Raw genomic sequence first — 26815 nt, forward strand, 5'->3', positions numbered from 1 at the left:
AAGGGCGATAGTCCGCGCAATTTCTTGGCGAATTTCATACTACTATGATGAAATCGCCGGTTCGTCCGTGCCCCGTTTTTGAGATATTTAGCCGGGGTCGCCGGCTTGCGCAGGTGGCGCGAGCGGCGAACGAGGGCTCGCAGGCCGGTATCCGGACGCCGCACGCACGCTGCGCGACCGGGCAGGCGCGGGAGCCGAATGGACGAATCGACTTCGATTTGCGGGGTGCTATGAGAATTGCTGTACTGGATGACGATCCGGCCCAGACGGATTTCGTCAGTCAAACGCTGACGGCCGTCGGCCATACGTGTTATGCGTTCAAGGAAGGCAAGGCCCTGAAGAAGCGCCTGCAGCGCGAGACGTTCGACCTGCTGGTGCTCGACTGGAACGTGCCCGACATGTCCGGCGAGGAAGTGCTCAAGTGGGTGCGGGCGAACCAGACCGAGCACAGCCTGCCGATCATCTTCATGACGAGCCGCGACGACGAGGCCGGGATCACGCAGATCCTCAACGCCGGCGCCGACGATTACGTGGTCAAGCCCGTGTCGGGTCCGATCCTGCGCGCACGTATCGGTTCGCTGCTGCGCCGCGCGTATCCGGTCAATGCCGAGGCGACCGTCCGCGAGTTCGACCAGTTCCGTTTCGACGTGAACCTGAAGCAGGCGTACGTCGGCGACAAGGCCGTGAGCCTCACGCAAAAGGAATTCGAGCTCGCGCTGCTGCTGTTCCAGCATCTCGACCGGCCGCTGTCGCGCGCGCACATTCTCGACCTCGTATGGAAGCAGGCGACCGACATTCCGTCGCGCACGATGGATACGCACATTTCGATGCTGCGCACCAAGCTCGGCCTGCGGCCCGAAAACGGCTACCGTCTCGCGCCGATCTACGGGTACGGCTACCGACTCGAACGGGTCGGCCAGGGGGAACCGGAGTGACCGCGCGCATCACGCAGCGCACGGCGCGCCTGTGCACGGCGGCGCTGCGCGCGGCCTGCGCGGTCGCATTCGCGTTCGCCGCGCAGCAGGCCGCGGCGCAGCCGCCCGCCGCCGCGGGCAAGACGGTCGTCTATCGCACGCAGGCGGGCGACACGCTGTACGACGTCGCCGCGCGCTACCTGCAGGGCGCGGACGACTGGCAACTGCTCCAGCAGATCAACGGCGTGCCGGCGCCGAAGCGCCTGCAGCCCGGCATCGCGCTGAAGCTGCCGGTCGCGCGCCTGCGCAAGGAAAAGCTCACCGCGCGCGTGATCGCGGTGCAGGGCACGGCCGAGCGCGCGTCCGGCGATGCTTTCGCGCCGCTCGCGAACGATGCGACGCTCGCCGAAGGCGACCGCGTGCGCACCGGCCCGAACGGCTTCGTGACGATCGAGCTGACCGACGGCACGCACATGAGCCTGCCGCCCGACAGTCAGCTCGACCTGAAGTCGCTGCGCCGCACCGTGCTGACCGGCACGCTCGATCGCGAGTTCGAACTGACGCGCGGCTCGGTCGACAGCGAAGTCACCCACCTGAAGAAACGCGACGACCGCTTCCAGATCCGCTCGCCGTCGGTCGTCGCCGGCGTGCGCGGCACGCGCTTTCGCGTGAACTACGACGCGGCCGGCACGGCGGCGACGCGCGTCGAAGTGCTCGACGGCACGGTCGGCGTCGCGGGCGGCCGCAAGCCGGCCGGCGCAACGCTCGTGCATGCGAACTTCGGCAGCGTCGCGACGTCGTCGGGCGCGGTCGGGGCGCCGGTCGAGTTGCTCGGCGCGCCCACGCTCGAGCATCCGGACAAGGTGCAGGACGAGCCCGAGGTCGCGTTCGACGTCGTGCCGCTCGCGCACGCGCAAGCGTATCGCGTGCAGCTCGCGCACGACGCGGGGCTGCTCGACCTGTTCCGCGAAACGCGCACCGATTCGCCGCGCGCGGTGTTCCGCGACGTGCCGAACGGCAACTACTTCGTGCGGATCGCCGCGATCGATACGAACGGCCTCGAGGGGCTGCCGCGCACCTATACGTTCGAACGCCGGGCAATGGGGCTCGACGCGAGCGCGTCGCAGGGCGCCGGCGGTTACGAGTTCCGCTGGTCGCCGAACGGGGCGGGCAAGAACGCGCGTTACCGGTTCGTGCTGTCGCGCTCGAAGGACCTGAGCGCGCCGGTCGTCGACCAGGTCGGCCTGCACGCGCGCCAGATCACCGTCGCGCACCTGCCGCCGGGCGACTATTTCTGGGCCGTGATCGTCGAGGAATTCGAAGGCGGCAAGTTCTACGAGAAGACCAGTCCGGTCGGCGCGTTCACGTTGTCGCGCTGACCCGCGGCGCATGAAACCGGACTCCGTTTCTCCGCGGCGGCGCCTCGGCCGCCGTTTCCTGATCGAATGGATCGCGATCGGCTGCCTCGGCGTCGCGGTGATCCTCGCGTGCGCGCTCGGCCGTCTGTCGTCGAGCGTCGACGGGTTGATCTACGACCGGCTGCTGATGCTGCGCAGCCTGCCGCTGTCACCCGACGTGGTGGTCGTCGACATCGACAACCAGAGCGTGTCCGCGCTCGGCCGCTGGCCGTGGCCGCGCGACGTGCACGCGCGGCTGCTCGACACGCTCGCGCGCGCGCAGCCGGCCGCCGTCGTCTACGACGTGCTGTTTACCGAGCCGTCGCCAGAGGATCGCGCGTTCGCGGACGCGATGAGCCGCGTGCCGACCTTCTTGCCGGTGCTGCTGAGCCCCGAGCAGGCGGACGGCACGCGCTCCGTCGATCCGCCGGTCGCCGCGCTCGCGGCGCGTGCGACGGGGCTCGGCCATATCAATCTCGAAGTCGATCGCGACGGCATCGTGCGCAGCGTCGCGCTGTTCGAAAGCGACGGCCGCGTGCGCTGGCCGCAATTGATGGTGCCCGTCTATCGTGCGATCCAGGCCGGCCGGCTGCACCCGGTCGGCGGCGTGCCCGGCGCGAACGCGCACGACCTGTCGCGCGATGCGGCGGGCGAGGGCCGCTACCTGATTCCGTTCAGCCGCAACACGCCCGCGTATCCGACGCTGTCGTTCGACGACGTGCTCGAAGGGCGCGTGAAGCCCGACGCACTGCGCGGCAAGGTCGTCGTCGTCGGCGTGACGGCGTCCGGGCTGTACGATCGCTTCGCGACGCCGGTGTCCGGCGAGTTCGGCCCGCTCGCCGGCGTATACATCCATGCGAACGTGCTCGACATGCTGGCGACCGGCAGTGCGATCTCGCCCGCGTCGCGCGCGGGGCTGTTCGTCGCGTCGCTGCTGCCGCTCGCCGTGTTGCTGGGCGGCTTCCTGATGCTGTCGCCGTGGCGCGCGTTGCTGCTGACGTTGAGCCTTGCCGCGCTCGCCGTCGTCGCGAGTCTGGCGCTGCTGTTCGAGGCGCGCATCTGGCTGACGCCGGCGCCCGCGATCTTCGGGCTGATCGCCGTCTACCCAATCTGGAACTGGCGGCGGCTGGAAATGACGATGTCGTACCTGCGCCGCGAGCTGCAGAAGCTCGCGGACGAGCCGCACCTGCTGCCCGAGGCGCCGCGCACGCGCAACGTCGGCGGCGACGTGCTGGAGCGGCAGATGGCGCTGATGGCGCAGGCTGCGCAGCGCGTGCAGGACATGAAGCGCTTCGTGTGGGACAGCCTCGACAGCATGCCCGAGCCGATCTTCGTGACCGACCTCGCCGGCACCGTGCTGATCGCGAACCACGCGGCGAAACGCTACGGGTCGCGGCTCGCGCTGCCGCTGCCGGAAGGGCGGCCGCTGCGCATCGCGCTCGGCGAACTGACGTTCATGAAGACCGTCGACGGCAACGCCGAGCACGACGCGACGATCCGCGAGCACTGGCCGGCGGCGCTCGATCCGACGCTCGAGGCCGAGCACGACGCGATGGCGCGCGGCATCGAGGTGCGCGATCGAGACGGGCTCGACCATCTGCTACGCTACGCGGCGTGTACGAACGCGCAGGGGCGCGTGACCGGCTGGATTGCCGGCCTCGTCGACGTGACCGAGCTGCACGCGGCCGAGCGGCAGCGCGAGGAAGCGCTGCATCTGCTGTCGCACGACATGCGCTCGCCGCAGTCGTCGATTCTCGCGCTGGTCGAGATCGAGCGCGACCGCGTCGAGAGCGACGCGATGCGCGGGCTGCTCGCGCGGATCGAGCGCTATGCGCACCGCGCGCTGTCGCTGGCCGACGAGTTCGTGCAACTGGCGCGCGCGGAGTCGCAGGCGTACCAGCTCGAGGTGACGAGCCTTGTCGACGTGCTGATCGACGCGAGCGACGAGGTGTGGCCGCAGGCGCAGGCGAAGCACATCCGTGTCGAGACCGACGTGGGCGCCGACATGTGCTGGGTGCGTGCGGACCGCTCGCTGATCACGCGCGCATTCGTGAACCTGCTGAACAACGCGGTCAAATACAGTCCGTCCGACACGGTGATCACGTGTACGCTGACGGTCGAGCACGCATCGAAGCGGATGTTCTGTACGATTCGCGATCAGGGATACGGCATCGCGCCGGAAGATCAGCGGCATCTGTTCGAGCGTTTCAAGCGATTCCATGCCGGCGAGCGGCCCGAAATCTCGGGTTCCGGGCTCGGCATGGCGTTCGTGAAGACGGTCGTCACGCGCCATGGGGGCAGCGTGTCGGTCGACAGCGAAGTCGGGGTCGGCACCGCGGTGACGGTGTCGCTGCCCGCGATCGACGAGCCGTCCGCCTGACAGGGCCGGGCGCGACGGCAGGTATTTGGGGAAAGCCATGAGAAAGCAATGGGCGGCGACCGCGCTGGCGGCGTCGCTGTTGACGGGTTGCGCCGGCGTGACGAGCGGCGTGAGTGCGGTCGGTCAGCCGAATGCATTTGCCTCGGGGGCGCACGGCTACGATTTCGTGCGGACTGCCGCGCAGGCGAGCGACGCCGAGTACCGGCAGATCGAGACGCTCGTGCGCGACGAACTCGCGCGCCGCGGCTTCGATGCGCAGCCGCTCAAGGACGCGCGCTACCGGTTGTCGGTCGCGTACGCGACGCAGCCGGCGGCGGTCGCAGCGAGCGCCGACGGCTGCGGCGCGGCGAGCAGCGCATGCGTGACGGTCGACGGGCCCGCGCCGCTCGCGCTGCCGTTCATGGGCCGCGTGTACCGCCACGTGTTGACGCTGCGCTTCGTCGATGCGAAATCGGGCGCCGACGTCTATCGCGTGTCGGCGTCGCTGCGCGACCGCGATCCGGGCACGCAGCAGGCCGCGCCGGCGCTCGTGAAGAGCGCGCTGGCGAAGGTGCCGTTCGGCGACGGTAACGGCTGGCTCGTCAAGACGAAAAAAGACGACGCGGGCGGCATGCCGGGCGTCGTCTCGGTGAAGCCGGCCGACGCGCGCTGAAAGCGCTGGCCGCGAGATGAGGGTGGGCCCGCCGGGGCGGGCCCGTGCCGCGTTCAGACGGTCGGTTGTCCGCCGTCGCGCGTGCGCAGGTACGTTTCGAACTCCGCACCGACTTCCGGGTGGCGCAGCGCGAATTCGACCGTCGCCTTCAGGTAGCCGAGCTTGCTGCCGCAGTCGTAACGCGTGCCCTGATACTTGTAGGCCAGTACCTGCTCGTCGGCGAGCAGCGCCTGGATCGCGTCGGTGAGCTGCAGTTCGCCGCCCGCGCCCGGCTTCAGCGCACGCAGGTGCTCGAAGATCCGCGGCTTCAGGATGTAGCGGCCGACCACGCCGAGGTTCGACGGCGCGACTTCCGGCGCCGGCTTCTCGACGATCGCCGACATCTTGACGATCGACTCTTCCCATTCCTTGCCGTCGACGATCCCGTACGACTTCGTCTCCGACGGCGGAATCTCTTCGACGCCGATCACCGAGCTGTGATAGTGGTCGAACACGTCCACCATCTGCTTCATCACCGGCGGGTTGCCGTCGAGCAGGTCGTCCGCGAGGATCACCGCGAACGGGTTGTCGGCAACCAGCTTTTCCGCGCACAGCACCGCGTGGCCGAGGCCCAGCGCTTCCGGCTGGCGCACGTAGAAGCAGTCGACATGACTCGGCTTGATGCTGCGCACGAGCTCGAGCAGCTTTTCCTTGCCGCGCGCCTCGAGTTCGGCCTCGACTTCGTACGACTTGTCGAAGTGGTCCTCGATCGCGCGCTTGCTGCGCCCGGTCACGAAGATCATCTCGGTGATGCCCGCGGCGATCGCTTCCTCGACCGCGTACTGGATCAGCGGCTTGTCGACGACGGGCAGCATTTCCTTCGGGCTCGCCTTCGTTGCCGGCAGGAACCGCGTGCCGAGGCCGGCCACGGGGAATACCGCCTTGGTGACTTTCAACATGATCGAACCTTTATTCCTGTAATCGACTTGTCAGACGGTCTATGTTCACGTTCCGATTATAGTGAACGCAAACGACCTTACCGTTTGTTACGCAGGCAACCGATCGAGCTGCGCGCGCAGTTTTTCGAGCGTGCTCTGGAATTCCGCGACGCGTTTCTGCTCCTGCTCGACCACGGCCGGCGGCGCTTTCGCGACGAACGCCTCGTTGCCGAGCTTCGCGTTGCATTTCGCGATCTCGCCCGTCAGGCGCGCGATTTCCTTCGACAGGCGCTCGCGCTCGGCCGCGACGTCGATCTCCACCTTCAGCACCAGCTTGTTCGGGCCGACGATCGCGATCGGCGCGCCGTGCGCTTGCTGGTCGAGCGCCGCTTCGTCCGCGAGGATCTGCACTTCCGACAGGCGCGCGAGGGCCTGGACGTACGGCGCGAACGAGCGCAGGCGCTCGGCGTCGCCGGCTGCCAGCAGCGGCACCTTGATGGCCGGCGACAGGTTCATCTCGCCGCGCAGGTTGCGGCACGCGTCGACGATCGCCTTCAGGTCGGCCGCCCACTGTTCGGACGCCTCGTCGAGCTTCTGCAGGTTCGCGACCGGATACGCCTGCGTCATCAGCGACGTTTCGCCCTCGGCCTTGCCTTGCGGATAGCGGCCGGCGAGCGGCGCGACCTTCTGCCAGAGCGCTTCGGTGATGAACGGGATGACCGGGTGCGCTAGGCGCAGCACCGTTTCCAGCACGCGCAGCAGCGTGCGGCGCGTCGCGCGCTGCTGTTCCGGCGTGCCGTTCTGGATCTGCACCTTCGCGAGTTCGAGATACCAGTCGCAGTACTCGTCCCACACGAACTTGTAGATGCTGCTCGCGACGTTGTCGAAGCGGTAATCGGCGAAACCCTTCGCGATGTCGGCTTCGGTGCGCTGCAGCAGCGACACGATCCAGCGGTCGGCCGCCGAGAAGTCGAGGTAGCCGCCGGGGCCGCAGTCGCCCGCGCCGCACACGTCCGGCTTGTCGGCGCCGCAGTCGTGGCCTTCGCAGTTCATCAGCACGAAGCGCGTCGCGTTCCACAGCTTGTTGCAGAAGTTGCGATAGCCTTCGCAGCGCGCGAGGTCGAAGTTCACGTTGCGGCCGAGCGTCGCCATCGACGCCATCGTGAAGCGCAACGCGTCGGTGCCGAACGCGGGGATGCCGTCCGGGAATTCCTTGCGGGTCTTCTTCTCGATCGTCGCGGCCTGCTTCGGGTTCATCAGGCCCGTCGTGCGCTTCGCGACCAGCGTGTCGAGATCGATGCCGTCGACGATGTCGATCGGGTCGAGCGTGTTGCCCTTGCTCTTCGACATCTTCTGGCCTTCCGCGTCGCGCACGAGACCGTGCACGTAGACGGTGTGGAACGGCACCTTGCCGGTGAAGTGCGTGGTCATCATCACCATCCGGGCGACCCAGAAGAAGATGATGTCGAAGCCGGTGACGAGCACCGACGACGGCAGGAAGTGCTGCAGTTCAGGCGTTTCGTTCGGCCAGCCGAGCGACGAGAACGGCACGAGCGCCGACGAGAACCACGTGTCGAGCACGTCCTCGTCGCGCTTGAGCGCGCCCGTATAACCCTTCGCGGCGGCCTGCGCGCGTGCGTCTTCCTCGTCGCGCGCGACGAACACCTCGCCGTTCTCGCCGTACCATGCGGGAATCTGGTGACCCCACCACAGCTGACGCGAGATGCACCAGTCCTGGATGTTCTCGAGCCACTGGTAGTAGGTGGTCGTCCAGTTTTCCGGCACGAACCTGATCTGGCCGCTGCGCACGACGTCGAGCGACGTTTCGGTGATCGACTTGCCCGGGTTGAACGTGCCTTCCGGCGCCGGCTTCGTCATCGCGACGAACCACTGGTCGGTCAGCATCGGCTCGATCACGACGCCCGTGCGGTCGCCGCGCGGCACCATCAGCTTGTGCGGCTTCACCGAATCGAGGAAGCCCTGCGCGTCGAGGTCGGCGACGATCGCACGGCGCGCGTCGAAGCGGTCGAGGCCGCGATACTGCTCGGGGCCGTTGTCGTTGATCTTCGCGTCGAGCGTCAGGATCTCGATCGGCGCGAGCTTGTGGCGCAGGCCGACCTGATAGTCGTTGAAGTCGTGCGCGGGCGTGACCTTCACGACGCCGGTGCCGAACTCGCGATCGACGTAGTCGTCGGCGATGACCGGGATCTCGCGGCCCGTCAGCGGCAGCGTGACGAGCTTGCCGATCAGGTGCGCGTAGCGCTCGTCTTCCGGGTGAACCATCAGCGCGACGTCGCCGAGCATCGTCTCGGGACGCGTGGTGGCGACCGTCAACGAGCCCGAGCCGTCGACGAGCGGGTAGCGGATGTGCCACAGGTGGCCGTTTTCTTCCTCGCTCACGACTTCGAGATCCGACACGGCGGTCAGCAGCACCGGATCCCAGTTGACGAGGCGCTTGCCGCGATAGATCAGGCCCTGTTCATACAGCGTGACGAACACGTCGCGCACGGCGGCCGACATCTTGTCGTCCATCGTGAAGTACTCGCGCGACCAGTCGGTCGACGCGCCGAGGCGGCGCACCTGGCCGGTGATCGTCGAGCCGGACTTCTGCTTCCACTCCCACACGCGCTCGACGAATTTCTCGCGGCCGAGGTCGTGGCGCGACACGCCCTGCGCGTCGAGCTGGCGCTCGACGACGATCTGGGTCGCGATCCCTGCGTGGTCGGTGCCGGGCACCCACAGCGTGTTCTCGCCGAGCATCCGGTGATAGCGGGCGAGGCCGTCCATGATCGTCTGGTTGAACGCGTGGCCCATGTGCAGCGTGCCCGTCACGTTCGGCGGCGGCAACTGGATCGCGAAATCGGGGCGGGACGGATCGAATGCCGGGGCGGCATAGCCGCGTTTTTCCCACTCCGGCCCCCATTGGGTCTCGATGGTGTGGGGTTCGAAGCTCTTCGCCAGCGTGTTGTCGCTCATGGTTGGAAATTTGCCGAAAAATGCTTGTTGGAGACTTGAACCGCACATTATAAGTCGCCGGGCGTCGAGCGGAGCCGTTCGCGGCTTACAGTCAGGTTCGTACGCGTCCAATTGCTGACGCGTGTTGGGATGGCTAACTTGCGGGGCAGGCTGCGGGTTTGAGTCGGCGAGGGCTTGCTGCCGCACCGGTCCGCCGTCGCCACCAAGGAGAATGGAGTGATACGACCGACATTTGCCGCCGCGTGGGCGGCGTCAACGAAGATTTACGATCCGGCCCGTTCGGGCGAGAGAGTGGCACAGGTGATAGGGGGCAGCGTTGCTGCGCATATCCGGGATAAAACGAACCCTTGGCGGAACACATGCGCGGTTCGTATGAGCTATATCCTGAATGAATCTGGCGTAGTCGTTCCGTTCATGTCGGGCAAGACCAGGGAAGGAGCCGATCGCCGGCACTATTTCTATCGTGTCAGAGATGTTGTCTCGTTTCTGAAAGCTGTTTGGGGGGCGCCTCAACTCATTGCTTATCCGCCGAGTGGTGGGGGCTCGCTGGCGGGGAAATGTGGTCTTATCCTTTTCGAGGTGCATGGATGGAGTGACGCCAGCGGGCATGCGACACTTTTCAATGGACGCAAGTGTTACGACGCTTGTTATTTCAACGAGCCGGAGGCGAACTATCGCACTAGCCGCGCTTATTTCTGGGCGCTCAAATGAACATTTTTCGGGTGGTCTGCGCCGTCGCGCTATGTTCGGCACTGTCTGCCGAAGCAGCCGATTCCGTCACGGCCGTGCGGCGCACCAATGCGGAGAATTACAAGGACAGGGCGTTGGCGGCGTGCCTGTCGCTCGCTTACCGGGGATCGCCGGCAGGCGAGGACGCCGATATCACCAAGAGTGCGTTCCTGGAATGGACTTATTACGATGAGGATAAAGGCGATCGGGCGGTCGAGCAGCTTGCAGAACGCTATTTGCGCCGCGATTACGGCAATCCCGTGGAAGGTTACGCCGGGGCAAAATTTGCGCTGCTGAAATGCCTGGACCTGTATCACGGCCCCGAACTCGACGAACAAGTTCGCCGGTATGTCCCTCATCCCGACTGGATTGGCGACAAACCGGCCGGGCGGCGCAGCAAGTAACGCTTGCTACGGGCGCCGAAGCCGTCGCCGGTGGAGGAAGCGGCCTCGTCGGGTCCCGATGCCGCATTGATCGGCCACGGGATCGCACGCAGCCGACTTATAATGTCGGGTCCGCATTTTTCTCGCCCGTTAGCCGCCGCTCCATGCCCGATCTGCTCGCCAATCTGAACCCCGAACAACTCGCCGCCGTCACGTTGCCGAACGAACCGGCGCTGATCCTCGCAGGGGCGGGCAGCGGCAAGACCCGCGTGCTGATCACGCGCATCGCGTGGCTGATCCAGCAGGGCTATGCATCGCCGCCCACCGTGCTCGCCGTCACCTTCACGAACAAGGCCGCGCGCGAAATGATGGCGCGCCTGTCGGCGATGATGCCGATCGACACGCGCGGAATGTGGATCGGCACGTTCCACGGCCTGTGCAACCGGATGCTGCGCACGCATTGGCGCGACGCGGGCCTGCCGCAGACCTTCCAGATCCTCGATACGGCCGACCAGCTGTCCGCGATCAAGCGACTGATGAAGGCGGCGAACGTCGACGACGAAAAGTACCCGCCGAAGAACGTCCAGTACTTCATCAACAACGCGAAGGAGCAGGGGCTGCGCCCGGACAAGGTCGACGCGACCGACAACTTCAACCGCAAGTTCGTCGAGCTGTACCAGGCGTACGACCAGCAGTGCCAGCGCGAAGGCGTCGTCGATTTTCCCGAGCTGCTGCTGCGCTGCTACGAATTGCTCGCGTACAACGCGCCGCTGCGCGCGCACTACCAGGCGCGCTTCCGGCACATCCTCGTCGACGAGTTCCAGGACACGAACAAGCTGCAGTACGCGTGGCTCAAGATGCTCGCGGGCGGCGAAAACGCGATTTTCGCGGTCGGCGACGACGATCAGTCGATCTACGCGTTCCGCGGCGCGAACGTCGGCAACATGCGCGACTTCGAAGACGAATTCCGCGTGCGCAACCTGATCAAGCTCGAGCAGAACTACCGTTCGCACGGCAACATCCTCGACGCGGCGAACCAGCTGATCTCGAACAACGCGCACCGTCTCGGCAAGAACCTGCGTACCGATGCCGGTCACGGCGAGCCCGTGCGCGTGTACGAAGCCAGCACCGATTCGCAGGAAGCCGGCTGGATCGTCGAGGAGATCCGCTCGCTGATCAATACCGGCATGGCGCGCAGCGAAGTGGCCGTTCTGTACCGCAGCAACGCGCAGTCGCGCTCGATCGAGCACACGCTGATGTCGTCGGGCATTCCGTACCGCGTGTACGGCGGCCTGCGCTTTTTCGAGCGGCAGGAAGTGAAGCATGCGCTCGCATACCTGCGCCTGATCGACAACCCGAACGACGACACGGCATTCGCGCGCGTCGTGAACTTCCCGACCCGCGGGATCGGCGCGCGCTCGGTCGAGCAGTTGGCCGACGCCGCGCGCCTGTACGGATGCTCGATGGCCGCGGCGATTCCGTACGTGACCGGCAAGGCCGGCACGAGCCTCGGCGGGTTCGCGAACCTGATCGCGAAGATGCGCGCCGACACGCAGCACATGAACCTGCCCGACACCGTCGAGCACATCGTGCGCGCGAGCGGCCTCGCCGATTTCTACCAGGGCGAGCGTGAAGGCCAGGATCGTCTCGAAAACCTGCAGGAACTCGTGAACGCGGCCACCGCGTTCATCGCCGAGGAAGGCTACGGGCTCGACACGCCGGCCCGCTCGATCCCGCTGCGCGCGGGCGCGATCGCCGCGCCCGAGCTCGGCGCCGCGACCGACGATCCCGCGGTCGACGTGCTCGATCCGGCATCGCCCGCCGATCCCGCCCAGAACCCCGACACGATGACGCCGCTCGCCGGTTTCCTGTCGCACGCGTCGCTGGAGGCCGGCGACAACCAGGCGCAGGCTGGCCAGGACGCGGTGCAGCTGATGACCGTGCACGCGGCGAAGGGCCTCGAGTTCTCGGCCGTATTCATCACCGGGCTCGAGGAGGGGCTGTTCCCGCACGAGAACAGCGTGCTCGAATCGGACGGCCTCGAGGAAGAGCGGCGGCTGATGTACGTCGCGATCACGCGCGCGAAGGAGCGGCTCTACCTGTCGTTCGCGCAAAGCCGGATGCTGCACGGCCAGACCCGCTACAACGTGCGCTCGCGCTTCTTCGACGAGCTGCCGGAGCATGTGCTGAAGTGGCTCACGCCGAAGGTCGAGGCCGGGTCGCGCTGGGGCGGACGTTCGGACAACGCCGGCTACGGGCGCGACTGGTTCGCGCGGCCGGGCGGCGGCAGCCGAGAGCAGATCGTCGATGCGGCCGTGTCCGCGCCGCTGCCCGCGTTCGCGGACAAGCAGCGCGCGGCCGACACTGGCTTCCGGGTCGGCCAGCAGGTGTTCCATACCAAGTTCGGCGAAGGCACGGTCACCGCGCTCGAAGGCAACGGCACCGACGCGAAGGCGCAGGTGAAGTTCAAGCGCCACGGCGAGAAATGGCTCGCGCTCGCGGTCGCGAAACTGCAGGCGGTCGAATGATGGACGTCGACGTGGTCGCGGCGCCCGCCGCGCGTCCGCTCGGCATTCTGGCCGCGCTGCCGGAGGAACTCGGCGACCTGATCGCCGCGATGCGCGCCGACGGCGCGATGAAGACGGTCACGCTCGGGCGCCGCGACTATCACGTCGGCACCGTGCACGGCGCGGCCTGCGTCGTCACGCTCGCGCGGGTCGGCAAGGTCGCGGCCGCCGCGACGGTCAGCGCGCTGATCCACGTGTTCGGCGTATCGGGCGTGGTGTTTACCGGCGTCGCGGGCGGCGTGTCGCGCACGGTGCGGGTCGGCGACGTCGTCGTGGCCGATACGCTGCTGCAGCACGATCTCGACGCATCGCCGCTCTTTCCGCGCTACGAAGTGCCGCTGCTCGGCATCACGCGTTTCGCGACCGACGCGGCGTTGACGGCCCGCTTGCGGGCTGCGTGCACGCTGTTCGTCGAGGAAGAGGCCGCGCGGTTCGCCGAACGTTTCGGGCTCGCCGGCGCGGCGCTGCACGCGGGGCTCGTCATCAGCGGCGATCGCTTCGTGTCGAGCGAGCGCGAAGTCGTCGCGTTGCGCGACGCGCTGCCGGACGCGCTCGCGGTCGAAATGGAAGGCGCCGCGATCGCGCAGGTGTGCGCCGAACACGACGTGCCGTTCGCGCTCGTGCGCACGATCTCGGATACGGCCGACGATCACGCGACGCAGTCGTTCTCGCACTTCCTGTCGGCGATCGCGAGCAGCTATTCGTCGGGCATCCTCAAGCGTTTCCTGACGCTGCATGCGACGACGGCGGCCTGAAGAGCCGCCGTCGAGCTATTCCCCATTCGAACCAGACGAACCAGACGACAGGCCGCGGCGCGCACGCCGCGGCCTGTCGTTCGTCACGCCTTTTTGCGCCCGCTGCCTTCGAGGTTCGGCAGGAACACCGTCAGCACGCCGATCAGCGGCAGGAACGAGCACACCTTGTAGACGAACGGAATGCTCGTCGCGTCCGCGAGCTGGCCGAGCACGGCCGCGCCGACACCGCCCAGCCCGAATGCGAAGCCGAAGAACAGGCCCGCGACCATCCCGACCTTGCCGGGCATCAGCTCCGTCGCATAGACGAGGATCGCGGCGAACGCCGATGCCAGCACGACGCCGATGATCACGGTCAGCACGCTGGTCCAGAACAGGTTCGCGTACGGCAGCAGCATCGTGAACGGCGCGACGCCGAGGATCGACACCCAGATCACGTACTTGCGGCCGATCCGGTCGCCGACGGGCCCGCCGATCAGCGTGCCGGCCGCGACCGCCGCGAGGAACACGAACAGGTGGATCTGCGCGGCCTGCACCGACAGGTGGAACTTGTCGATCAGGTAGAACGTGAAATAGCTGTTGATGCTCGCGAGGTAGAAGTATTTCGAGAACACGAGCAGCACCAGCACGCCGATCGCGCCCATCACGCGGCCGCGCGACAGCGTCGGGTGGCCGGCCGGTGCGGCCTTCTTCTTCATCGACGGATGCTTCTTGTACCAGTGGCCGATCTGCGTGAGCACGATCATCGCGACGAGCGCGGCCGCGGAGAACCACGCGATGCTGTGCTGGCCGTGCGGAATGATCACGAGCGCGGCGAGCAGCGGCCCGAGCGCGGAGCCTGCGTTGCCGCCGACCTGGAACACCGACTGCGCAAGCCCGTGCTGGCCGCCCGACGCCATCCGCGCGACTCGCGACGATTCGGGATGGAACACCGACGAGCCGCAGCCGACGAGCGCCGCGGCCACCAGCAGCATCGGGAAATTCGACGCGATCGACATCAGCAGCAGCCCCGCGAGCGTGAAGCCCATGCCGACCGGCAGCGAATACGGCTTCGGACGCTTGTCGGTATAGAGGCCGATGAGCGGCTGCAGCAGCGACGCGGTGATCTGGTAAGTGAGCGTGATCAGGCCGATCTGCGCGAACGACAGCGCGAACTGGCTCTTGAGCATCGGGTAGATCGCGAGGATCAACGACTGGATCATGTCGTTGAGCATGTGCGAGAAGCTGATCGCGCCGAGTACCGGGTAGACGGTGCGGGCAACGGGCGGTGCGGACGGCTGGGCGACGGCTGCGCCGGCGCCGGAGTCGAGGCTGGTTTCCATGTGAGCTGAACGAGTTGAGGTGACTGGCGCGCTCTGTTGGGGATCGGCGCGTGATTGATTCGTTGATGCGTCAAAGAAGTGTAATGTGGCGTGTCACGAATGTCAGGCCAAGTTTTATCGCGAATCGGACATTCGTCGGACGGATCGGCCGCTGCGTGCTTTTTTGGACGGGTATAACCGCTGGCGGCGCGTCCACCCTTCAGCGAGGCCGCGCCCGGGGGCCCGGTGGGTGTTTTTCCGGACTCAAGAAACGGCGGTGGCGGCCGTAGAACGACCCAATGACAACATGCGCGCCGCGCCTGGCACCGGCTACCCGCCGGGCGGGCGCTGGACGCGCGGCATGGCCTGCCATCGCGGGACCGCCGGGACCGACCTTTCCGGCAGCGTGATCCATACGGGGATAGTTCGATGAAAGCAGCATCTTTGCATCCACAGCCCGGTGCGGCGCCCGCCGCACCCGACGTTGCCGCCGGTCGTGTCGCACGGCGTGCGCGCGCGGCGCGTCGCGAGCGCCGGCCGTGGACCGTCAAGGCGACGTTGCGCGCCGCATTCGCGATCCTGCTGGCCGGCACGCTCGCGATCGGCGTGTTTTCGCTGTGGCAGATCAGCCGGCTGAACGCGTCGATCGCGTCGGTCTACGAGCAGGGTCACGTCGCGAGCCGGGCGGCGGCGGAAGTCCGCGCCGAGGTACTGCGCGCGAGCCGCGCGCAGAAGATGCTGCTGACCGCGACCACCGCGAAGGAGCGCGACGAACTCGGCGCCGAGGTGAGCGCGGGGCTCGCGTCGATCGGCCAGGCGCTCGGCACGCTGCAGCGCTATGCGGATCCGGCCGATACCGGCGATTCGGCGCGGCTGCACGCGTTCTCGACGGCGGTCGGCACGTGGAGCACGCATCTGCGCGATTTCGTCACGCTGGTGCGCGCGCAGCCGCTCGACCTGTCCCAGATGAACTGGCAGGTCGGCACGCAGGACGTGTCGCTGCTGGTCGAAACCGGCAAGCTCGAAAAACTCGTCGCCGAACTCGTGAAGACGCGCGGCGAGAAGTCGAAGGCGACGCTCGATGCGTCCGCGACCATTTTTTCATCTTCGTTCGCGATGATCGCGGCGATGACGGCCGCCTTGATCGTGCTGGCCGTCGTGATCGCCGAGCGCGTCGTGCGGCGCCTCGCGTCGCAGCTCGGCGGCGAGCCCGCGCTCGCGAAGGAGATTGCCGCGGACATCGCGCGCGGCGACCTGACGCGGCCGATCGCGCTCGGCCGCCACGACCGCGGCAGCATGGTGCGCGCGCTGGCCGAGATGCAGACGGGGCTCGCGGCGACCGTCGGCGAGATCGCCGTGAGCGCCGAGGCCATCGCGGCCGCGTCCGGCGAAATCTCGACCGGCAATCTCGACCTGTCACGCCGCACCGAGCAGCAGGCCGTCGCGCTCGAGCGCACCGCGGCCAGCATGGAGCAGCTCACGTCGACCGTGCGGCAGAACGCCGAGAACGCGCGGCAGGCGAGCACGCTTGCGGCCAATGCGTCGGCGGTGGCGGAGACGGGCGGGGAGGTCGTCGGGCGCGTGGTCGCGACGATGAGCGAGATCGACGACAGCGCGAAGAACATTCGCGACATCATCGGCACGATCGAAGGGATCGCATTCCAGACCAACATTCTCGCGTTGAACGCGGCGGTCGAGGCCGCGCGCGCCGGCGAACAGGGGCGCGGTTTCTCGGTGGTCGCCGGAGAGGTGCGGCTGCTCGCGCAACGCTCGGCGACCGCGGCCAAGGAGATTCGGGAGCTGATCGGCGCGTCGGTCGAGCGCGTGGCCAACGGCGCGGCGCTCGCGCACGACGCGGGCCGCACGATGGGCGACGTGGTGCGCGCGGTCAAGCGCGTGACCGACATCATCGGCGAGATTTCGGCGGCGTCGGACGAGCAGAGCGCGGGGATCGACGAGATCGGCCGCGCGGTCACGCAGATGGATGCCGGCACCCAGCAGAACGCGGCACTCGTCGAACAGGCGGCCGCTGCCGCGAACGCGCTCGACGAGCAGGCTCAGGCGCTGAAGGCGCTGGTCGGGCGTTTCCGCATCGCACACTGAGCGTGCGGCGCGCCCTGGCGCTTACGATTTCTTCTGCTTGTCCGGATCGATGATCACCGTGCAGGTCGTGCCCGCCGACAGCACCACGTCGGCCGGCACTTCGTCGATCCGGATGCGCACCGGCACGCGCTGCGCGAGGCGCACCCAGTTGAAGGTCGGGTTCACGTCCGCGACGAGGTCGCGGCTTTGCGGGTTGTCGCGATCGTAGATGCCGCGCGAGATGCTTTCCACATGGCCCTTCATCACGCCGCCGCTCATCAGCCGCATTTCGGCCGGCGCGCCGATCTTCACGCGCGGCAGCTTGGTTTCCTCGAAGTAGCCGTAGACCCAGAACGAGTGGCTGTCGACGATCGCGAGCTTCGCCTGGCCGGCCACCGCATAGTTGCCCTTGAACGTCTGCAGGTTCGTGATGTAGCCGTCGACCGGCGCGACGACGCGCGTGCGTTCGAGGTTGAGCTTCGCGGCGTCGAGCGCGGCGAGCGCCTGCTGGTATTGCGCATCGGCGCTCGACGCGCTGTGCGCCGCGTTCTCGCGGTTTTCCTTCGACACGACGAGCGCATCGAGATCCGCGCGGCGGGCCGCATCGTCGCGGCGCATCTGCAGTTCCGCGCGGCGGGCGGCCACGGCCGCCTGCGCCTGCTCGACCGCGATCCGGTAGTGCGACGGGTCGATCTGCATGATCAGGTCGCCTTTCTTCACGAGCTGGTTGTCATGCACCGGCAACTCGACGATCGCGCCCGACACGTCCGGCGCGACGTTGACGATTTCGGCGCGCACGCGTCCGTCGCGCGTCCACGGATCGTCCATGTAGTGCACCCACAGCGAGCGCCCGATCAGGATCGCGACGAGAAGGATGACGGCGGTCGCGACGAAGCCGAAGAGTTTTCTGAGCATCATGATGGTTCGGAATCAACGGTAAACGGCAAGACTCAGTCCGCCGCAAATGCAGACGAGGAGGCAGGCCCGGAACAGCGACGGGTGCCAGACGAGACGGTAGAGGCCCGTATAGGCGAGCAGGCGGTCGACGGCCCAGGTCGCGATCGCGCCGAGGACGAACATCAGCACCACCGTCGGCATGTAGGCATCGAGAATGGCGATTTCACGCGGCATCATGACGAGGCTCCTGGTTGGGGACGCACGGGGTGGTCGCGGTTGAGCGGCTCGAGCGGCGATTCCGGGTCGAGCAGCGCGGTCCGCACGAAATGCAGATGGCTCAGGATGCGCTGCAGCCGGTGGCGCTCTTCGCGCGACGGTTCGACCGCATCGAGCGTCTGCCGGGTCGCGTCGATCGCCGCGTTGGTCGCGGCGAGCGTCGCGTCGAAACGCGCGGCGCTCGGCTTCGAGAACAGCGCCGACAGCGCGGTGCGCATCGCCTCGATCGCGCGCCGCCACGGCATCGCGGGCGCATAGCGCGGGTCGGACGGCAGCGTCGCGAGCTCCTGGCGCAGGTCGATCGTCGCGTTGCCGGCTTCGAGCACCGCGAACATCCAGCGCAGCGCGTCGCGCTGCACGTCGGGCTGGTCGGCCGACAGCGTGTGCGCCTGGTACATCAGGTCGCGCGCGCCGCTTTCGAAGCGCGTGCGCAGGCCCGCGAGCCGCGCGTGGCCGGCCGCGACCACCTGGTGGCGCAGGTCGGCGAACAGCCGCTTCTTGTGCCACGGCGCGGTGGGCGGGAACAGCACCGCGAACGCGATCGCCGACGCCAGCATCGCCAGCACGAGCGCGAGCGAATCGTTCATGAAGCCGGTCGGATCGTAGTGCGTGATGTTGTCCGGGCCGGCGAGGAAGCTGAAGAAGATCAGGTAGCCCATCCCGTAGCCGGCGAGCTTCGGCTTCAGCGTCATGAAGATGCCGATCGCGAGCAGCGGCGCGAGCGCGACGCACAGCAGCGGGAAGCCGTCGATGTGCGGATAGATGCCGAACGTCAGCAGGAAGCCCGTGCAGACGGCGAGCGCGGTGCCCATGCCCATCTGCGCCGACATCGCGGTCGGGCGCGGCGTCGACGACGCGAGCGCGCAGGTGGCCGCCGCCGTCAGCGTCATCGTCACGCCGCTCGGCCACGCGGTCTCGATCCAGAACCAGCCGAGCAGCAGGATCACGCTTGCCGTGCGGATCGCCGCGATCACCATCGCCGTCGCATTGGTGCGCGGCTCGTAGCGCTCGATCCAGCGTTCGCGCTCGTGCGTCGCACTCGACAGCGACGCGTAGGTGGCCGCGTACTCGTGCAGGTCGGTGATGAAGCGGTACAGCAGTTCGGCGGCCGTGTCGAAGTCGAGCAGCGGAAAGTCCGGCTGCGTTTCGAGCGCCGCGCGCGTCGCGCGGATGCGGCGCGGCAGCGCGTCGCGCCATGCGAGCAGTTGCGCGGCCGCGTGGCCGGCGTCGGCCGACGTGCGCACCGGTTCGCCGGCGGGCGTCAGCAGCAGCGGCGCGATCTCGCGGAAGTACGGCTCGATCGCGTCGATCGCGGCCTGCGCGCCGGCCGCATGCAGCCGGTTCATCAACTGATGCAGCGCATGGAAGCGGCTCGACGCGCTCATGAACTCGCTGTTCAGCCGCGCGAGGCGGCCGCTGCGCATCCGCGTGTCCGGATCCTCGAACACGGCCATGCTGCGCGCGGCCTCGAACCCGACCACGTCCGCGACGAAGCGCGTATGGATGGTTTCGATATGCGCGCGGTCGAGCTTGCCCGACAGCGCCGCCGCGACGTAGTCGACGAAGCTGCCGAAACGCTTGCGCACCGTCGTGCGCATCTGCTCGCCGGTGGTCCGCGGAAACACGAGTGCGCTGACCACGCCGGCCGACACGATTCCGACCATGATTTCGGCCACGCGCGTCATCGCGCTCATGAACGCGCCGTCCGGGTGCTGCGACGCGGGCAGCCCGATCAGTGCGGTCGTGTAGCCGGCCAGCAGGAAGCCGTAGCTGCGGAAGTTGCGGTTGCGCGCGGCACCGGCCGTGCACAGCGCGACCCACAGCGCGACCGCCAGCAGGAACAGTTCCGGCTGCTGCGGGAACAGCCCGACGAAGGTGAGCGTCGCGATCAGCCCGAAGATCGTGCCGGCGACCCGGTAGAAGCTTTTCGCGAGCACCGCGCCGCTTTGCGGCTGCATCACGATGAATACGGTCGTCATCGCCGTTTTCGGCGCGGGCAGGTCGAGCCGCATCGACACGCCGGTCGCGATGAACGCGGCGAGCAGCGCCTTGAACAGGTAGAGCCACGCGGCGCCGTCGGTGCGGGCCCAGTCGCCGAACGCGGCGGTCCAGGCCGCGAACGGGCCGTCGACGCGCGGGGAAGCGGGGGAGGAAGCTGACATGGCGACGCTCCGCGTTACCGTGCGACCGGCGCGGCGGCCGGCGCCGCGGCGCCGCCGGCGGTTGCGACCTGCGCGGGCCGGGCGACGGTTGCCGCGGGCTTCGTGGCCGACGAGGCGGTCTCGTCTTTCGGCACGTCCGCACCCGTCTCGACCCCGCCCCCGAGCGCGGCCATCAACTGCGCGTGCGCGGCGAGGCGTTCCGCGTCGATGCGGGCGGCCGTCTCCTGCGCGCGCAGCAGTTGCTGTTGCGCGACCAGCACGTTCACATAATCGGTCAGCCCACGGCGGAAGCCTTCGCGCGACAGTTGATAGCTGCGATTGTTGGCCGCCACCGATCGCGCGGCGTCCTTCTTCTGCGTATCGAGCGAGCGGATCCGCACGACCTGGTCGGCGATGTCCTTGAGCGCGCCGACGATCGTCTGGTTGTAGCGCTCGACCGCCTGGTCGTAGCCGGCATTCGCGGCGCCGAGCTGCGCACGCAGCCGGCCGCCTTCGAAGATCGGCAGCGACAGCGCGGGGCCGGCCGTCCAGCCGCCGTTCATCGCGCGCAGGAAGTCGGTGAACGGCGCGGTCACGCCGAAGCCGCCGACCGTCGCGAGCAGGTCGATGTTCGGGTAGAACGACGCCTTCGCGACGTCGATGCCGCGCGCCTGCGCGTCGACCGTCCAGCGCGCCGCGACGACGTCCGGGCGGCGGCCGAGCAGATCGGCCGGCAGCGCCGACGGCAGGCCGGCCGGCGCATCGAGCGCCAGCTGCGGCCGCTTGATCGCGTCGCCCGCGCCCGGGCCCTTGCCGGCCAGTGCGGCGAGCTGGTGGCGCGCGAGCTGGATCGCTTCCTCATAGCTGTCGATCTGCCGCTCGTAGTCGGGCAGCGTCGATTCCGCCTGGCTCACGTCGAGCTGCGTGCCGAGGCCGGCCTGCAGCCGCTTGCGCGCGAGATCGGCAAGCGAGCGCTGGCGTTCGTACGTTTCGTGCGCGAGGTCGAGCAGCGCGTAGTTCATCGACATGCCGACATACGCGCGCACGACGTTGACCTCGAGTTCGAGCTTTGCCGCCCGCGCGTCGGCGGCGGTCGCATGCGCGGTGTCGAGCGCACGCTCGGTCGCGTTCTTGTCCTTGCCCCACAGATCGAGGTGGTACGACAGGCCGAGCGTGCCGGTATTGTTCCAGGTGTCGGTATCGGCGAGCGGCCCCGGGCCGTAGTACACGTTGTCCGGCCAATGCTGACGCATCAGCGACAGGTTGCCGTTGATCTGCGGCAGCTCGGCCGAGCGGGCGACGCGGGCCATCGCCTGCGCTTCGCGCACGCGGGCCTCGGCGGCGGCGAGGGTCGGGTTGCCGGCCTGGGCCGCGGCGATCCATGCGTCGAGCTGCGGGTCGCGGTACGCGCGCCACCAGTCGGCGGCGGGCCAGCCCGCATCGCGGTCGGCCGCGCGGATGGCCGCGCCGGCGTCGAGCGCATTCGCTTCGATGCGAGTGGACTGGGTATGGTTGTCGCCCATGCTCGCGCAACCGGCCATTATTAATGAGACTGCAAGAACCGCCAGTGCGAGCGTCCCTTTTGTCGCCGGAGACTGCACGATTTTCTCCCTTTCGGATATAGATGAGTCGGAGGCGATTATATTTTTCAGCGATTCCTGAATAAATGGACAACGGTGCAAGTCATTTTTACGGATCCTGAGATAATATTTGTTGGACCCTGTGCAACAATCCCTCCGGATTCACATGGGTAATCGGATGGATACGTTACAAAACATGCGGGTATTCGTCCGCGTGGTGGACGCGGGCAGCTTTACCGCGGCCGCCCAGCAGATGAATTCGACCACCGCCTACGCATCGCGCGCGGTCTCGGATCTCGAGGCCCATCTGCGCACGCGTCTCCTGAACCGCACGACGCGCCGGATCGCGCTGACCGAAGCCGGCGAGCGCTATCTGCAACGCTGCGAACAGATCCTGGCTTATGTCGACCAGGCCGAAGCCGAGGCCGGCGACGCGCATGCGCGCCCGTCCGGCAAGCTGAAGGTCCATTGCTTCACGAGCCTCGGCCAGCACTACCTGGTGCCGGCCATCGCGCGCTACCGCGCGCGCTATCCGGACGTGCACGTCGAGCTGACGCTCGCGCAGCGGATGCCCGACCTGCTCGACGAGGGGTACGACGTCGCGATCGTCGTTGGCCGCGATCTGCCGGATTCGGGGCTCGTGTCGCAACGGCTCGGCGAGAGCTACAGCGTCGTGTGCGCGTCGCCGGGCTATATCGAGTCGCACGGCGTGCCGCAACGGCCGGCCGATCTCGCGCAGCACGTGTGCCTCGGGATGGTCGCGCCGGGCTTTCACTTCGACGAATGGGCGCTGGCGGGGCCGAACGGCGAGGAGGTCGTGTCGATCACGGCGCCGCCGTTCCGCGTGAACGTCGCCGAGGCGCTCGCGGTGGCCGTGCGGGAGGGGATGGGCGTCGGCGGGCTGCCGCTCTATTCGGCGATCGGCTGGCTGCGCAGCGGACACATCGTGCGCGTGATGCCCGAGTACCGGTCGCACGTGATGAACATCTATGCGCTGTATCCGTCGCGCCAGTACCTCGACGCGAAAATCCGGACCTGGGTCGATTTCCTGCGCGAAGAGCTGCCGCTTACGCTCGAAGCCGACGAAGCCGCGCTCGAACAGTTCACGCGTGCGACATGACGGCGCGGTCGGCCGCAATCTGACGAGATTTGTCCTTCACGCAACATTTTTTTACGAACGTGTGTCAGACAGTTTGATACTGTTGGAATTAACGAGATACACCACACCGGAGTAGCGATGGATACGCACCTGATGATCGGCCTTGGCGTCCTGCTGGGCGCGGCTGCCGCCGCGGCGGCGACCCGCGACCTGTTGCGTGCGATGAAGGCGAAGGCGCAGCTGAAGCCCGTGCCGGTCCGGGTGCGCGAGCCGCGCCGCCCTGGCCGCTGATCCCGCCGCCGTCACGCTTCAGGCCGGGAAGGCCGCGCCAGGCGGCCGCCCGGGCCCGCGCTCAGCCGAGCTCGACGACCTTGTCCCACGCGAACGCGGGGTTTTCCCATTCGCCGGTGCGCCGGTGAAAGTAGCCGCGCGGATTGCATACCACCCGCGTGCCGCCGTCCGCAACGTAGTCGAATGACGTATGCGTGTGGCCGTGCAGCCACAGATCCACCGGCGGCCGGACCAGTTCCGCCATGTCCGTGACGAATCCCGCAGAAGCCAGATCCTCCGCATAGCGTTCCGCCAGCGAGCGTCGGTGCGGCGCATGATGGGTGACGACGATCGTCTTGCCCGCGAACGGCGCCGCCAGCTGCGCTTCCAGCCATGCGCGGCCTCGCCGGTGCAGGGCGATCGCGTCGGCCGGCGCGAAATCCCGTTCCGGCGCGTCTGCTGTCGTATGCACCGCCGCGTCGTGCGGCCAGGTCACCTGAATCAATCCCTTGAAATCGAGCATCACGCGCAGCGCGGCCTCGGTCGCGCGCGCGACGCTGGCTTCGTCCCGGCCGAACAGCGAAAAATCGGCCCAGAGCGTCGTGCCCAGCACGCGGAAGCGTTGGGCGGGATCGACGTAGACGCCGTTGTTCAGGTAATGCACGTTGTCGAGCGCATGCGCCGCGTCGCGCATCGCCGTCTCCAGCGCGCCGAATTCCCCGTCGTAATACTCGTGGTTGCCGGGCACGTAGATCACCGGCACCGCCGGGTCGAACGTCTCGGCGGCCCAGCGCAGGCCTTCCGCGTGATTGTGGATGTCGCCGGCCAGCACGACGAGATCGGCGTCGGCATGCGGGATCGCGTCGGGCAGGTCGTTTTCGAGATGCAGGTCGGACAGGACGCGGACTTTCACGGGCGTGGCTCCGGAGTAGGCGGCTTCAGCGCAGGACCTTGCCGGGATTCATCAGGCCGCGCGGGTCGAGCGCGGTCTTCAGCGTGCGCATCAGCGTCGTTTCGACCGGCGACTTGTAGCGCTGCGCGTCGTCGATCTTCAGCTGGCCGATGCCATGCTCTGCGCTGATGGTGCCGTGGTGGCGGTGCACGTTGTCGTAGACGATCCGGTTGATCGGCGCCTGGAACGCCGCGAGGAACGCCTTCGGATCGCCGCCTTCGGGCATCTGCACGTTGTAGTGCAGGTTGCCGTCGCCGAGGTGGCCGAACGTGACCATGCGCGCGCCCGGCGCGGCCTGCTGGATCGCCGCGTCGGTCTCGTCGATGAAACGGGCGATCGACGAGATCGGCACCGCGATGTCGTGCTTGATGTTGAGCCCTTCGTCGGCCTGCGCGAGCGGGATGTGCTCGCGCAGGTCCCAGAACGCACGCGATTGCGCGAGGTTCTCCGCGACCACCGCGTCGACCACGAGCCCGGCCTCGAACGCTTCTTCCATCAGCTTCTCGAACAGCGCGCGCGCATGCGCTTCGCTTTCGTTGTCGGACAGCTCGAGCAGCACCGTTTGCGCATGCGTCTGCGCGAACGGGTAACGCAGTTGCGGGTAGTGCTTGCCGACCAGCTGCATGCAGAAATCCGACATCAGCTCGAAGCCGGTCAACAGCGGCCCGGCCGCGCGCTGCGCGAGCGCGAGGAAATCGAGCGCCGCGTGCGGCGATTCGAGCGCGGCCAGCGCCGTGACCTGCGCGGCCGGCAGCGGATGGAGCTTCATCACGGCTGCGGTGATGATCCCGAGCGTGCCTTCGGCGCCGATGAACAGGTCGCGCAGGTCGTAGCCGGTGTTGTCCTTGCGCAGGCCGCGCAGCCCGTCCCAGATCTCGCCCTGCGGCGTCACGACCTCGAGCCCGAGGCACAGCTCGCGCGCGTTGCCGTAGCGCAGCACCGCGGTGCCGCCCGCATTCGTCGACAGGTTGCCGCCGATCGTGCAGCTGCCTTCGGCCGCGAGGCTCAGCGCGAACAGCCGGCCGCCTTCGCGGGCGCGCGCCTGCACGTCGGCGAGGATCACGCCGGCTTCGACGGTGATCGTGTTGTTGTGCGGATCGAGCGCCCGCACACGGTTCAGGCGCGCGACGCTCAGCACGGCCTGGCTGCCGCTCCCGTCGGGCGTCGCACCGCCGGCGAGGCCCGTGTTGCCGCCCTGTGGCACGAGCGCGACGCCGTGCGCGTTGGCGAGCTTCACCAGCGCGGCGACTTCGGCCGTGTTCGCGGGCCTCAGCACCGCGCACGCCGTGCCCTTGTAGCGGCGCCGCCAGTCGGTCAGGAATGGTTCGGTATCGTGCGGGTCGGTCAGCACATGGTCGGCGCCGATCGCGTCGCGGCACGCGGAAACGAAAGCTTCGGAGGACATCATCACCTTGTCGCGTAAGGGTCAGGACGTGGCGCGCGGTTTTTTCGCCGCGCGCTTGAACGGCGCGACGTAAGCCAGCGCCGTCACGAAGAAGCCGACGGCAAGCGCGGTCTCGCACCAGCCGAGCGTCGCGGACAGCCCGCGATCGGACATCCCGCGCACGATGCCTTCGGCAAGATAGACGAGGATCAGCATGCTCGCCCACTGCATCGTATAGATGTTACGCCGCCACACGCCGGGCAGCGCGAGCGCGAGCGGCACGGCCTTGAGCATCAGCGCGGAGCCGCCGGGGCGCAGCGGCGCGAGCCACAGCTCCCATGCGAGCGACAGCGCGATCAGTGCGACGAGACACGCGGCGGCGGCCAGCGCGTAGCGCGGCCGGGCCGCGACGGCGGGGCGGGCAGGGGCGTTCATGCGGCCTCGGCGGCCTGGGCAGCGGAAAGGGCCGCGGCGGCGCGCGCGAGCCGTACGCCGAGCGCGGCCGCGAGCGCCTTCTCGTCCGCCGACAGTCCGCCGGGCGCCGCGCGGTCGTGCTGCGCGACGTGCGACGCGCCGTAAGGCGTGCCGCCGGTACGCGTCGTGCTGAGGGCGGATTCGGTGTACGGGATCCCGACGATCATCATCCCGTGATGCAGCAGCGGCAGCATCATCGACAGCAGCGTCGACTCTTGGCCGCCGTGGAGGCTGCCGGTCGACGTGAACACGCTCGCGGGCTTGCCGGTCAGCGCGCCCGACAGCCATTGCGGCGTCGTGCCGTCGAGGAAATACTTGAGCGATGCGGCCATGTTGCCGAAGCGGGTGGGCGAGCCGAGCGCGAGGCCCGCGCATTCCTCGAGATCGCGCAGCTCCGCGTACGGCGGGCCGTCGGCCGGGATGTCGGAGGCGGTGGCTTCGCAGACGGCCGACACGGGCGGCACGGTGCGGATGCGGGCCTGCATGCCCGGCACGCTGTCGATGCCGTTCGCGATCGCGAGCGCGAGATCGCGCGTGGCGCCGTGACGGCTGTAATAGAGGACGAGAATGTCTTTCATGGGCGACGGAGCCGCGTGCGGCCGCGCGCGTGCCCGGTGCAGTCGGCCCCTGCTGGAATCGAGCGGCTATTATAGGGGCTGAAGCCGTCGCGCAGCGCGGCGGCGGCGCGCCGT

Annotated in this window: 22 protein-coding genes; 11 read left to right on the top strand and 11 right to left on the bottom strand. The window is 68.0% G+C overall.

The genetic code is table 11. The features are described 5' to 3' along the window. Positions 1 to 230 precede the first annotated feature (230 nt). The 4 genes from CFB49_RS07180 to CFB49_RS07195 are packed head-to-tail and all read left to right on the top strand — an operon-like array spanning position 231 to position 5343. On the top strand, positions 231 to 935 hold the full coding sequence (locus tag CFB49_RS07180; RefSeq protein ID WP_006490421.1) for a response regulator transcription factor: 705 nt from the start codon (positions 231 to 233) through the stop codon (positions 933 to 935). Next, complete coding sequence (locus CFB49_RS07185) at positions 932 to 2293, top strand: FecR family protein (RefSeq protein WP_089490989.1); 1362 nt, start codon at positions 932 to 934, stop codon at positions 2291 to 2293. Before CFB49_RS07180 ends, CFB49_RS07185 begins: the two co-directional genes overlap by 4 nt. A 10-nt stretch (positions 2294 to 2303) precedes the next feature. Continuing rightward, a complete protein-coding gene (locus CFB49_RS07190; protein ID WP_089490990.1) occupies positions 2304 to 4691 on the top strand; it encodes a CHASE2 domain-containing protein in 2388 nt (795 codons plus the stop codon). 37 nt (positions 4692 to 4728) lie between these two features. Next, positions 4729 to 5343 carry a DUF4136 domain-containing protein gene (locus CFB49_RS07195; protein WP_069621323.1) on the top strand — a complete coding sequence of 205 codons (615 nt, stop codon included), beginning with the start codon at positions 4729 to 4731 and terminating at the stop codon, positions 5341 to 5343. 53 nt (positions 5344 to 5396) lie between these two features. On the opposite strand, the gene galU is transcribed toward CFB49_RS07195, so the two are convergent. Together galU and CFB49_RS07205 are read right to left on the bottom strand one after the other, a co-directional pair. Continuing rightward, complete coding sequence (gene galU / locus CFB49_RS07200; protein WP_050017561.1) at positions 5397 to 6281, bottom strand: UTP--glucose-1-phosphate uridylyltransferase GalU; 885 nt, start codon at positions 6279 to 6281, stop codon at positions 5397 to 5399. Positions 6282 to 6368: 87 nt separating this feature from the next. After that, positions 6369 to 9236, bottom strand: coding sequence for a valine--tRNA ligase (locus CFB49_RS07205; protein ID WP_089490991.1), 2868 nt, complete (start codon positions 9234 to 9236; stop codon positions 6369 to 6371). A 300-nt stretch (positions 9237 to 9536) separates the two neighbouring features. Here CFB49_RS07205 and CFB49_RS07210 point away from each other — a divergent pair, with 300 nt between their 5' ends. The 4 genes from CFB49_RS07210 to CFB49_RS07230 all read left to right on the top strand — a co-directional run bounded on the left by CFB49_RS07210 (position 9537) and on the right by CFB49_RS07230 (position 13670). Beyond that, the gene (locus tag CFB49_RS07210) at positions 9537 to 9947 is read left to right on the top strand and encodes a type VI secretion system amidase effector protein Tae4 (RefSeq protein WP_256979905.1); all 411 of its coding nucleotides are present in this window, start codon (positions 9537 to 9539) and stop codon (positions 9945 to 9947) included. Continuing rightward, a complete protein-coding gene (locus CFB49_RS07215; RefSeq protein ID WP_089490992.1) occupies positions 9944 to 10369 on the top strand; it encodes a type VI secretion system amidase immunity protein Tai4 in 426 nt (141 codons plus the stop codon). The genes CFB49_RS07210 and CFB49_RS07215 overlap by 4 nt, the downstream gene beginning before the upstream one ends. Before the next feature lie 143 nt (positions 10370 to 10512). Then, positions 10513 to 12876, top strand: a complete 2364-nt coding sequence (locus CFB49_RS07225) for a UvrD-helicase domain-containing protein (RefSeq protein WP_089434915.1) — start codon at positions 10513 to 10515, stop codon at positions 12874 to 12876. Beyond that, positions 12876 to 13670 carry a 5'-methylthioadenosine/adenosylhomocysteine nucleosidase gene (locus CFB49_RS07230; RefSeq protein ID WP_373453181.1) on the top strand — a complete coding sequence of 265 codons (795 nt, stop codon included), beginning with the start codon at positions 12876 to 12878 and terminating at the stop codon, positions 13668 to 13670. The genes CFB49_RS07225 and CFB49_RS07230 overlap by 1 nt, the downstream gene beginning before the upstream one ends. Positions 13671 to 13753: 83 nt before the next feature. Here the strand turns inward: CFB49_RS07230 and CFB49_RS07235 are convergent, their stop codons facing one another. Then, positions 13754 to 14989 carry an MFS transporter gene (locus CFB49_RS07235; RefSeq protein ID WP_069621328.1) on the bottom strand — a complete coding sequence of 412 codons (1236 nt, stop codon included), beginning with the start codon at positions 14987 to 14989 and terminating at the stop codon, positions 13754 to 13756. A 408-nt stretch (positions 14990 to 15397) separates the two neighbouring features. On the opposite strand from CFB49_RS07235, the gene CFB49_RS07240 reads away from it, so the two are divergent. After that, complete coding sequence (locus CFB49_RS07240; RefSeq protein ID WP_069621329.1) at positions 15398 to 17071, top strand: methyl-accepting chemotaxis protein; 1674 nt, start codon at positions 15398 to 15400, stop codon at positions 17069 to 17071. Positions 17072 to 17092: 21 nt separating this feature from the next. Here the strand turns inward: CFB49_RS07240 and CFB49_RS07245 are convergent, their stop codons facing one another. From CFB49_RS07245 to CFB49_RS07260, 4 genes are read right to left on the bottom strand one after another with little or no spacing between them, the layout of a single operon-like run. Next, entirely contained in the window at positions 17093 to 17968 is an 876-nt protein-coding gene (locus CFB49_RS07245) for an efflux RND transporter periplasmic adaptor subunit (RefSeq protein ID WP_069621330.1), read from the bottom strand. Between the two features lie 12 nt (positions 17969 to 17980). After that, a complete protein-coding gene (locus CFB49_RS07250) occupies positions 17981 to 18184 on the bottom strand; it encodes a DUF1656 domain-containing protein (RefSeq protein ID WP_006476212.1) in 204 nt (67 codons plus the stop codon). Then, positions 18181 to 20385, bottom strand: coding sequence for an FUSC family protein (locus tag CFB49_RS07255; RefSeq protein WP_069621331.1), 2205 nt, complete (start codon positions 20383 to 20385; stop codon positions 18181 to 18183). The genes CFB49_RS07250 and CFB49_RS07255 overlap by 4 nt, the downstream gene beginning before the upstream one ends. A 14-nt stretch (positions 20386 to 20399) precedes the next feature. Next, complete coding sequence (locus tag CFB49_RS07260) at positions 20400 to 21965, bottom strand: efflux transporter outer membrane subunit (protein WP_089490994.1); 1566 nt, start codon at positions 21963 to 21965, stop codon at positions 20400 to 20402. A 157-nt stretch (positions 21966 to 22122) separates the two neighbouring features. On the opposite strand from CFB49_RS07260, the gene CFB49_RS07265 reads away from it, so the two are divergent. Then, a complete protein-coding gene (locus CFB49_RS07265; protein ID WP_069621333.1) occupies positions 22123 to 23064 on the top strand; it encodes a LysR family transcriptional regulator in 942 nt (313 codons plus the stop codon). Positions 23065 to 23181: 117 nt separating this feature from the next. Beyond that, entirely contained in the window at positions 23182 to 23334 is a 153-nt protein-coding gene (locus CFB49_RS36235) for a hypothetical protein (protein ID WP_162838134.1), read from the top strand. Positions 23335 to 23395: 61 nt separating this feature from the next. Here CFB49_RS36235 and CFB49_RS07270 read toward each other — a convergent pair whose 3' ends face one another. Genes CFB49_RS07270 through wrbA form a run of 4 tightly spaced genes read right to left on the bottom strand, consistent with a single transcriptional unit; the run spans position 23396 to position 26701 of the window. Next, positions 23396 to 24226 (bottom strand): metallophosphoesterase, encoded by an 831-nt coding sequence (locus tag CFB49_RS07270; RefSeq protein WP_069621334.1) that lies wholly within the window; start codon positions 24224 to 24226, stop codon positions 23396 to 23398. A 25-nt stretch (positions 24227 to 24251) separates the two neighbouring features. Beyond that, positions 24252 to 25673 (bottom strand): FAD-binding oxidoreductase, encoded by a 1422-nt coding sequence (locus CFB49_RS07275; protein WP_089434920.1) that lies wholly within the window; start codon positions 25671 to 25673, stop codon positions 24252 to 24254. 18 nt (positions 25674 to 25691) lie between these two features. Continuing rightward, positions 25692 to 26084: a DUF2069 domain-containing protein gene (locus CFB49_RS07280; RefSeq protein WP_069621336.1), complete on the bottom strand. Its 393-nt coding sequence runs from the start codon at positions 26082 to 26084 to the stop codon at positions 25692 to 25694. Next, positions 26081 to 26701 carry an NAD(P)H:quinone oxidoreductase gene (gene wrbA / locus CFB49_RS07285; RefSeq protein WP_069621337.1) on the bottom strand — a complete coding sequence of 207 codons (621 nt, stop codon included), beginning with the start codon at positions 26699 to 26701 and terminating at the stop codon, positions 26081 to 26083. The genes CFB49_RS07280 and wrbA overlap by 4 nt, the downstream gene beginning before the upstream one ends. Positions 26702 to 26815 lie beyond the last annotated feature (114 nt).

The sequence above is a fragment of the Burkholderia sp. AU17457 genome (assembly GCF_002223255.1).
GTDB lineage: Bacteria > Pseudomonadota > Gammaproteobacteria > Burkholderiales > Burkholderiaceae > Burkholderia > Burkholderia sola.

Coding starts and splice junctions, on each gene's coding strand:
- CFB49_RS07180 (WP_006490421.1), top strand. CDS start 231: ATGAGAATTGCTGTACTGGATGACGATCCGGCCCAGACGGATTTCGTC.
- CFB49_RS36235 (WP_162838134.1), top strand. CDS start 23,182: ATGGATACGCACCTGATGATCGGCCTTGGCGTCCTGCTGGGCGCGGCT.
- wrbA (WP_069621337.1), bottom strand. CDS start 26,701: ATGAAAGACATTCTCGTCCTCTATTACAGCCGTCACGGCGCCACGCGC.
- CFB49_RS07275 (WP_089434920.1), bottom strand. CDS start 25,673: ATGATGTCCTCCGAAGCTTTCGTTTCCGCGTGCCGCGACGCGATCGGC.
- CFB49_RS07190 (WP_089490990.1), top strand. CDS start 2,304: ATGAAACCGGACTCCGTTTCTCCGCGGCGGCGCCTCGGCCGCCGTTTC.
- CFB49_RS07240 (WP_069621329.1), top strand. CDS start 15,398: ATGAAAGCAGCATCTTTGCATCCACAGCCCGGTGCGGCGCCCGCCGCA.
- CFB49_RS07205 (WP_089490991.1), bottom strand. CDS start 9,236: ATGAGCGACAACACGCTGGCGAAGAGCTTCGAACCCCACACCATCGAG.
- CFB49_RS07215 (WP_089490992.1), top strand. CDS start 9,944: ATGAACATTTTTCGGGTGGTCTGCGCCGTCGCGCTATGTTCGGCACTG.
- CFB49_RS07230 (WP_373453181.1), top strand. CDS start 12,876: ATGGACGTCGACGTGGTCGCGGCGCCCGCCGCGCGTCCGCTCGGCATT.
- CFB49_RS07245 (WP_069621330.1), bottom strand. CDS start 17,968: ATGATGCTCAGAAAACTCTTCGGCTTCGTCGCGACCGCCGTCATCCTT.
- CFB49_RS07235 (WP_069621328.1), bottom strand. CDS start 14,989: ATGGAAACCAGCCTCGACTCCGGCGCCGGCGCAGCCGTCGCCCAGCCG.
- CFB49_RS07225 (WP_089434915.1), top strand. CDS start 10,513: ATGCCCGATCTGCTCGCCAATCTGAACCCCGAACAACTCGCCGCCGTC.
- galU (WP_050017561.1), bottom strand. CDS start 6,281: ATGTTGAAAGTCACCAAGGCGGTATTCCCCGTGGCCGGCCTCGGCACG.
- CFB49_RS07250 (WP_006476212.1), bottom strand. CDS start 18,184: ATGATGCCGCGTGAAATCGCCATTCTCGATGCCTACATGCCGACGGTG.
- CFB49_RS07195 (WP_069621323.1), top strand. CDS start 4,729: ATGAGAAAGCAATGGGCGGCGACCGCGCTGGCGGCGTCGCTGTTGACG.
- CFB49_RS07265 (WP_069621333.1), top strand. CDS start 22,123: ATGGATACGTTACAAAACATGCGGGTATTCGTCCGCGTGGTGGACGCG.
- CFB49_RS07280 (WP_069621336.1), bottom strand. CDS start 26,084: ATGAACGCCCCTGCCCGCCCCGCCGTCGCGGCCCGGCCGCGCTACGCG.
- CFB49_RS07255 (WP_069621331.1), bottom strand. CDS start 20,385: ATGTCAGCTTCCTCCCCCGCTTCCCCGCGCGTCGACGGCCCGTTCGCG.